The following is a 7,834-nucleotide window of genomic DNA, read 5'->3' as shown; positions in this document are numbered from 1 at the left end:
GGGGGGCCCCCCCGACGAGCCCTGGCCGCACTGCGCCGAGGGGCACGACACAGGGGGGCCGGTCGCCATGGTGTCCGTGGCGCAGCTGTACGTGCGCGACGCGCCCTTGCTGCGACCGCCCGGCTCGGCAGACCTGCTCCAGGTGCTGTGGTGCCCCTGGGACCACGAGCCGGACAACAAGCCCCTCACGGCCCTGTACTGGCGGACCGCCGCCGAGGTCACCGACGTGCTGGCGGAGCCGCCCGAGCCGTACGCGGTGGACTACGACGGCTACGTACCGCAGCCGTGTCTGCTCGCGCCGGGCTGGAAGGCCGGGGGCTGGACCAGCTGGGGCCTCACCGATCCCGTCCCCCGTCTCTGCCCCACCTGCGGCACCGATATGAACCCGCTGCTGACCATCGCCTCGTCCGAGTGGGGATCCAATACCCGCGGGTGGATTCCGTACGAAGACCAATCCTCCTCCGAGTCGACCCCCGGCAACTACAGGCCGTGGAACCCCACCCTGCTCGACCTCGCCGGGGGCTACGACCTGCAACTGCACGTCTGCCCGGCATCCCCGGACCACCCGCACCTCGGCCTGATCCAGTGACCCCTTGCCCCCTCAGCGCCCCGCCACCCCGCCGCGGGTGGCCAACGAGGCGTGCCAGCCCGGGGGTTCGGTCGGGGGAGCGGGGACCGGGCGGCGGCCGCCCGTGGTGAAGAAGGCCGACAGGGGGAGGGTGGCGGCGCCCACCGTGACCGCGTCGGGGCCCAGCGAGCCCAGGTCGATGGTGACCCGGTCGGCGGGGTGGCGCAGCGAGTAGCGCCTGGCGTGCGCGCGGACCGAGGGCAGGATGTGCGGGCCCAGCATCAGGCCCGCCCATCCGCCGATCAGGATCCGTTCGGGCTGGAAGAGGTTGATCACGTCGGACAGCCCGGCGCCCAGGTACTCCGCGGTCTCCTCCAGCACCTCCGCGGCCACCGGGTCCCCGGACATCCCGTGCGCCAGCAGCACCGCCAGGGCTTCCTCCTCGTCCTGGACCTCGCCTGCGCCGCCGCCCCGCTCCGCCCACCGGGCGAGCAGGGACTCGGCGCCGGTGTAGGCCTCCAGGCAGCCCAGGGCGCCGCAACGGCAGCGCCGGCCGCGCACCGACACCGTCAGGTGCCCCCACTCCAGGGGGGTGCCGTCGGGGGAGCCGCCCGCGGGTGAGCCGTCGGTGACCAGGCTGGCGCCCACGCCGGAGCCGAACAGGACGACGACCGCCTCCCGCGCCCCGCGCCCGGCCCCGAACCACATCTCCGCCTGGCCCAGGGTGCGGGCGCCGTTGTCGATGAGGTACGGGACCTCGTCGGGCAGGGCGCCGGTGGCGCGCAGCAGGGCCTCCAGGGGGACCGCGTCCCAGCCGATGGTCTGGCCGTGCACGACGGTTCCGCCGGGCGCGCGCTCGATGATGCCGGGGACGCCGACGCCCACGCCCAGGAGCCGGTCCGTACCGATGCCCGCCTCGGCGAGGACGGCGGCGATGCCGGTGCGGATGTGGTCGACGATGGGCCCGACGTCGTAGCACCCGCGCGGCTGCAACGGCATTTCGGCGCGGGCGAGTTCGGTGAGGGTCAGGTCGAACAGCTCGACCCGGACCCGGGTTTCGCCCACGTCGACGCCGATCATGTGGGCGCTGCCGGGGGCCACCCGCAGCAGGGTGCGCGGCCGTCCGCCGTCGGAGTCGACGATGCCGGCTTCCTCCAGGAGGCCGTCCGCGACGAGTTCACCCACCACGTTGCTGACGGATCCGGAGCTGAGTCCGGTGACCGGGCCCAGCTCCTGGCGGCTCATGGGTCCGCCGAAGTACAACCGCTGCAGCACGGCGCTGCGGTTGCCGCGCCGCAGGTCCCGCACCGTACGTCCGTGACTGCCCGTCATGTGGCTCCTTCCGCCCTGACAACGATTCGCAACATACCCTTGCGCGACCCCTTGACGCGACCCTTTCACGAGGCTTAACTCACGTCCTAAATTAAGGCCTGGAGGTAACGGGGAGGCCGCAACGCCCCCCGGCCTCCCTCTCGGCCGCTCGCCCGACCCTGTTGAAAGGGGCCGATCCGCCATGCGCAGAAACCGAGCCGCGGCCGCCGCCGTGGTCACCGCCTCCCTGCTCGCCGCCGCCACCGCCTGCGGCGGGGGCTCCACCGGCGCCGAGGGCGGTTCCAACACCGCCCCCAAGGAACTCACCTACTGGGCCTCCAACCAGGGCCCCGACATCGCGGCGGACCAGGCGACCCTCGGCCCGGAGCTGAAGAAGTTCGAGGAGCGGACGGGCATCAAGGTCAAGCTGGAGGTCGTCCCCTGGGCCGACCTGCTCAACCGTATCCTGGCGGCCACCGCCTCGGGGCAGGGTCCGGACGTGCTCAACATCGGCAACACCTGGTCCTCCTCCCTCCAGGCCACCGGCGCGCTGCTGCCCTGGAACGCGAAGAACTTCGACGCGATCGGCGGCCGGGGCCGCTTCGTCGAGTCCGCGATCGGCTCCGCGGGCGCGGCCGGCCAGGACCCGGCCGCCGTCCCCCTGTACTCCATGTCGTACGCGCTCTACTACAACAAGAAGATGTTCCGGGAAGCGGGCATCGACAAGCCGCCCGCGACCTGGGACGAGATGGCCGCCACCGGCCGGAAGCTGTCCAAGGACGGCAAGTGGGCCCTGGGCGCCGAGGGCGCGAACCTCTCGAACAACATCCACCAGGTCTTCGTGCTGTCCCGGCAGCACGGCGCCGCGTTCTTCGACGCGGCGGGCAAGCCCACCTTCGACACCCCGGCCAACGTCGAGGCCGTCAAGCAGTACGTCGACCTGATGGCCAAGGACAAGATCATCGCGCCGGGCAACGCCGAGTACGACAAGAACCAGTCGCTCCAGGACTTCGCCAACGGCAAGACCGCCATGGTGCTCTGGCAGAGCGCGGCGAGCAGCTTCAAGGCCCACGGGATGAAGGAGGGCGACTGGGGCGTGGCCCCCGTCCCCGTCCCGGCGGGCGGCGCCCCCGGCCAGGGCCGGAACGTCAACTCCATGGTCGCGGGCATCAACATGGCCGTCTTCAAGAACACCGACAACATCGACGGCGCGCTGAAGTTCGTGACGTTCATGACCAGCGACGAGGAGCAGAAGCTGCTCAACAAGACCTACGGCTCCATCCCGCCGGTCAAGGCCGCCCAGCAGGACCAGGCCTTCGCCACCGAGGACCTCACCGTCCTGCGCGACACCCTGTCCACCAGCGCCGCCCCGCTCCCGCAGGTCCCCGAGGAGTCGCAGTTCGAGACGGCCGTCGGCACCGCGGTCAAGGAACTCTTCGCGGACGCCGCCGCGGGGCGCCCCGTGACCACCGAGTCCGTGAAGGCCAGGCTGTCCAAGGCCCAGCAGCAGATGGCGAAGTGAGCCCCTCCCGATGACTTCCGCCACCGCGGGGCGGGTGCGCCGCACCACCGCCCGCGTGCGCCGCACCGGACGGCTGCGCCGTACCGCCCTGCCCTACCTGCTGCTCCTGCCCGCCCTGCTGATGGAACTGCTCATCCACCTCGTCCCGATGGTGATGGGCATCCTGATGAGCTTCCGGCAGCTCACCCAGTTCTTCATCCGGGACTGGTCGCGCGCCCCCTGGACGGGCTTCGACAACTACTCCCTGGCCGTCGACGTCAACGCGCCCGTCGGTGAGGCCCTGCTCCGCTCCTTCCTCACCACCTGCGCGTTCACCCTCCTCTCGGTGAGCCTGTGCTGGTTCATCGGGACCGCGGCCGCCGTCTTCATGCAGGACACCTTCCGCGGCCGCGGCATCCTGCGCGCGCTGTTCCTCGTCCCGTACGCGCTCCCCGTCTACGCCGCCGTCATCACCTGGAGCTTCATGTTCCAGCGCGACAACGGCCTGGTGAACCACGTCCTGCACGACCAGCTCGGCATGGCCGGCCCGAACACCTTCTGGCTGCTGGGGGACAACAGCTTCTGGGCGCTGCTCGTCGTGTCCGTCTGGAAGGGCTGGCCCTTCGCCTTCCTGATCGTGATGGCCGCCCTGCAGAACATCCCCAAGGAGCTGTACGAGGCGGCGGCCCTCGACGGCGCGGGCACCTGGCAGCAGGTGCGCCGGATCACGCTGCCCTCCATCGGGCCCGTCAACCAGGTGCTGGTCCTGGTGCTGTTCCTGTGGACCTTCAACGACTTCAACACGCCGTTCGTCCTCTTCGGCAAGTCGGCCCCCGAAGCCGCCGACCTGATCTCCATCCACATCTACCAGGCCAGCTTCGTCACCTGGAACTTCGGCACCGGATCGGCCATGTCCGTCCTCCTGCTGCTCTTCCTGCTGCTGGTCACCGCCGTCTACCTGCTGGTCACCAGCCGCGGAAGGAGCAAGACCGATGCCTGAGACCCGGCGCAGATCCCCGCTGGCCCCGGCCCGCTCCTTCCAGGCCGTCCGGGCGGTCTTCCTGACCCTGCTCACCGGCTCCGTCGCGCTGCCCGTCTACGTGATGGTCACCAGCTCGCTCAAGCCGCTGGCAGACGTCGCCGGGGCCTTCCACTGGATCCCCAGCGGGCTCACCGTCCGCCCGTACGTCGACATCTGGCACACGGTCCCGCTCGCGCAGTACTTCGTGAACTCCCTGATCGTGGCGGGCTCCGCGACCGCCGCCTCGGTGGTGATCGCGGTCTTCGCGGCCTACGCCGTCAGCCGCTACGGGTTCCGCGGCAAACGGGTGTTCACGGTCACCGTCCTGTCCACCCAGATGTTCCCGGGCATCCTCTTCCTTCTGCCCCTCTTCCTCATCTTCGTGAACGTCGGCAACGCCACCGGGATCGCCCTCTACGGCTCCCGCGCCGGGCTGATCCTCGCCTACCTCACCTTCTCCCTGCCCTTCTCCATCTGGATGCTCATCGGGTACTTCGACTCGGTGCCCCGCGACCTCGACGAAGCCGCCACCGTCGACGGCTGCGGCCCGCTCGGCGCGCTCCTGCGGGTCGTCGTCCCCGCCGCCGTTCCGGGCATCGTCGCCGTGGCCGTGTACTCCTTCATGACCGCCTGGGGCGAGGTCCTCTTCGCCTCGGTCATGACCAACCAGCAGACCCGCACCCTGGCCGTCGGCCTGCAGGGCTACTCCACCCAGAACGACGTGTACTGGAACCAGATCATGGCCGCCTCGCTCGTCGTCAGCGTCCCGGTCGTCGCCGGATTCCTGCTGCTCCAGCGCTACTTGGTGGCCGGCCTGACCGCGGGAGCCGTCAAATGACCGCCCCCGCCGCCGCGGTCGCACCCGCCCCCGTCGCACCCGCCCCCGCCGCCCCCGAACGCCCCGGAAGGACCGTCGTGACCGAGCCCGTGCCCGAGCCCATCGACCTCGCCGCGCTGCCCCGCGACTTCGCCTGGGGCACCGCGACCTCCGCCTACCAGATCGAAGGCGCCGCCGACGAGGACGGCCGTACGCCCTCCATCTGGGACACCTTCTCCCACACGCCCGGCAACACCGCGGGCGGCGACCACGGCGACACCGCCTGCGACCACTACCACCGCTGGCGCGAGGACGTCGCGCTGATGCGCGGCCTGAACGCCAACGCCTACCGGTTCTCGGTCGCCTGGCCCCGCGTGGTCCCCGGCGGCGACGGCCCGCCCAACCCCAAGGGCCTCGACTTCTACGACCAGTTGACCGACGCGCTGCTGGCCGCGGGCATCGAACCCTCCGTCACCCTCTACCACTGGGACCTCCCGCAGGCCCTCCAGGACCGCGGCGGCTGGCCCGAGCGGGACACCGCCGAGCACTTCGCCGCGTACGCCGCCCAGGTGGCCGAACGGCTCGGCGACCGGGTCACCCAATGGGCCACCCTCAACGAACCCCTGTGCTCCGCCTGGATCGGGCACCTCGAAGGGAAGATGGCCCCCGGCCTGACCGACCTCACCGCCGCCGTGCGGGCCTCCTACCACCTGCTCCTCGGACACGGCCTGGCCGCGGCCGCCATCCGCGCCGCCGCCCCCGCCGCCCGGATCGGCATCGTCAACAACCTCTCCACCGTCGAGCCCGCGACCGACAGCGAGGCCGACCGCGCCGCCGCCCGCCGGATGGACGGACACGTCAACCGCTGGTGGCTCGACCCCGTCCACGGCCGCGGCTTCCCCGCCGACATGCGCGAGGTCTACGGCGTGGACCTCCCCGAACGCCCCGGCGACCCCGCCACCATCGCCGCGCCCCTCGACTGGCTCGGCCTGAACTACTACTTCCCCCAGTACGTCACCGACGACCCCGGCGGCCCGGCCCCCCGCGCCCGCCAGATCGACCGCCCCGCCGTCCCGCGCACCGGCATGGACTGGGAGGTCGACGCGCACGGGATCGAGACGCTGCTGATGCGGCTCACCGAGGAGTACGGCGCCCGCCGCCTCTACGTCACCGAGAACGGCTCCTCCTACCCGGACACCGTCGCTCCCGACGGCACCGTCACCGACCCCGAACGGACCGCCTACCTCGACTCCCACCTCGCCGCCTGCGCCCGTGCCGCCCGCCGGGGCGCGCCCCTGGCCGGCTACTACGCCTGGTCCCTGCTCGACAACTTCGAATGGGCCTACGGCTACGACAAGCGCTTCGGCCTGGTCCACGTCGACTTCGACAGCCAGCTGCGCACCGTCAAGGCCAGCGGCCGGCACTACGCCTCCGTCATCGAGGCGCACCGCGCCGCCCACCGCACCGGCTGACCGGGACCGCCCCGCGCCGCGCCGTGCCCGCCCTGCTCCGGGCGACGGGCACGGCGTTTCGTGGTGGGATGGGGCCGGGGGACGGTTCCAGCAGCTCACGGAGAGGCGAGACGGATGTCCGAGGACAGCGAGGGCACCATGCGGGCGATGACGTACGAGACGTACGGCGGGACGGAGGTGCTCAGCGAGACCCGGCAGCCCGTGCCCAAGGTGGGACCGGGCGAGGTACTGGTCCGCGTGAAGTGCGCTTCGGTCAACCCGGTCGACTGGAAGATCATGGCGGGCGGCCTCGACGGCCTGATGGACGTCGTGTACCCGGTGGTCCCCGGCTGGGACGTCTCCGGCACCGTCGAGGTCGTCGGCATCGACACCCCCGAGTTCACCGCGGGCGACGAGGTCATGGCCTACGCCCGCAAGGACTACGTGCACGGCGGCACCTTCGCCGAGTTCGTCACCGTGCCCGTCCGCGCCCTCGCCCACAAGCCGGCCACCCTCGGCTGGGCCGAGGCCGCCGGGCTCCCGCTGGCCGGGCTCACCGCGTACCAGCTGCTCACCCGCCTCGGCACCGACAAGGACGACACCGTCCTGGTGCACGGCGCCGCGGGCGGCGTCGGCTCCTTCGGCGTCCAGATCGCCCGCGCGCTGGGGGCCCGGGTCATCGGCACCGCCTCGCCGCGCAACCACGACCGGCTGCGCGAGCTGGGCGCCGAGCCCGTCGCGTACGGCGACGGCCTCGCCGACCGCGTCCGCGAGCTGGCCCCCGAGGGGGTCACCGTGGTCGCCGACTTCGTGGGCGGGGTCCTGGAGGCCACCCAGGCCGTCCTGGCCGACGGCGGACGGCACGCCTCCATCGCCGACCCGGCCGTGCTGGGCGCGGGCGGCCAGTGGATGTGGGTGCGGCCCGACGGCGCCGCCCTCGCCGAGCTCGGCCGGCTCGCCGAGGGCGGACAGCTCGCCGTCACCGTCGCCGAAACCTTCCCGCTGTCCGAGCTGGCGGCCGCCTTCGCGCTGAGCCAGGAGGGACACACCGCGGGCAAGATCGTCATCGACCCCCGCCCACCCGGACGCGGACCGCGCACGCGCCTCCCTCGAAGCGCTGCGCACCGAGATCGGCAAGGCCGTCGTCGGCCAGGACGCCGCCGTC

The 7,834-nt window shown here is 72.1% G+C and carries 5 protein-coding genes and 2 pseudogenes; 6 read left to right on the top strand and 1 reads right to left on the bottom strand.

Annotation, left to right across the window (positions count from 1 at the left end; all coding sequences use genetic code 11):
* Positions 1-589 (top strand): annotated as a pseudogene (locus ABZY31_RS30895) (hypothetical protein); the annotation flags it as partial.
* A gap of 12 nt (positions 590-601) precedes the next feature.
* Here the strand turns inward: ABZY31_RS30895 and ABZY31_RS30890 are convergent.
* The gene (locus ABZY31_RS30890) at positions 602-1,900 is read right to left on the bottom strand and encodes an ROK family transcriptional regulator (RefSeq protein ID WP_356416945.1); all 1,299 of its coding nucleotides are present in this window, start codon (positions 1,898-1,900) and stop codon (positions 602-604) included.
* Positions 1,901-2,081: 181 nt separating this feature from the next.
* Here ABZY31_RS30890 and ABZY31_RS30885 point away from each other — a divergent pair, with 181 nt between their 5' ends.
* From ABZY31_RS30885 to ABZY31_RS30865, 5 genes and pseudogenes are all read left to right on the top strand, one after another.
* Positions 2,082-3,401, top strand: coding sequence for a sugar ABC transporter substrate-binding protein (locus tag ABZY31_RS30885; RefSeq protein ID WP_356416943.1), 1,320 nt, complete (start codon positions 2,082-2,084; stop codon positions 3,399-3,401).
* Between the two features lie 10 nt (positions 3,402-3,411).
* Positions 3,412-4,380 carry a sugar ABC transporter permease gene (locus tag ABZY31_RS30880; RefSeq protein ID WP_356416941.1) on the top strand — a complete coding sequence of 323 codons (969 nt, stop codon included), beginning with the start codon at positions 3,412-3,414 and terminating at the stop codon, positions 4,378-4,380.
* Positions 4,373-5,239: a carbohydrate ABC transporter permease gene (locus tag ABZY31_RS30875; protein ID WP_356416940.1), complete on the top strand. Its 867-nt coding sequence runs from the start codon at positions 4,373-4,375 to the stop codon at positions 5,237-5,239. The genes ABZY31_RS30880 and ABZY31_RS30875 overlap by 8 nt, the downstream gene beginning before the upstream one ends.
* A gap of 89 nt (positions 5,240-5,328) precedes the next feature.
* Entirely contained in the window at positions 5,329-6,690 is a 1,362-nt protein-coding gene (locus ABZY31_RS30870; protein ID WP_356416947.1) for a GH1 family beta-glucosidase, read from the top strand.
* Positions 6,691-6,804: 114 nt separating this feature from the next.
* A pseudogene (locus tag ABZY31_RS30865) lies at positions 6,805-7,677 on the top strand (NADP-dependent oxidoreductase); the annotation flags it as partial.
* Between the last annotated feature and the right edge of the window lie 157 nt (positions 7,678-7,834).

It is taken from the genome of Streptomyces sp. NPDC006529 (assembly GCF_040611795.1).
GTDB lineage: Bacteria > Actinomycetota > Actinomycetes > Streptomycetales > Streptomycetaceae > Streptomyces.
Note: the sequence above shows the minus strand (reverse complement) of the source record. Positions and strands in the feature narration are given on the sequence as shown.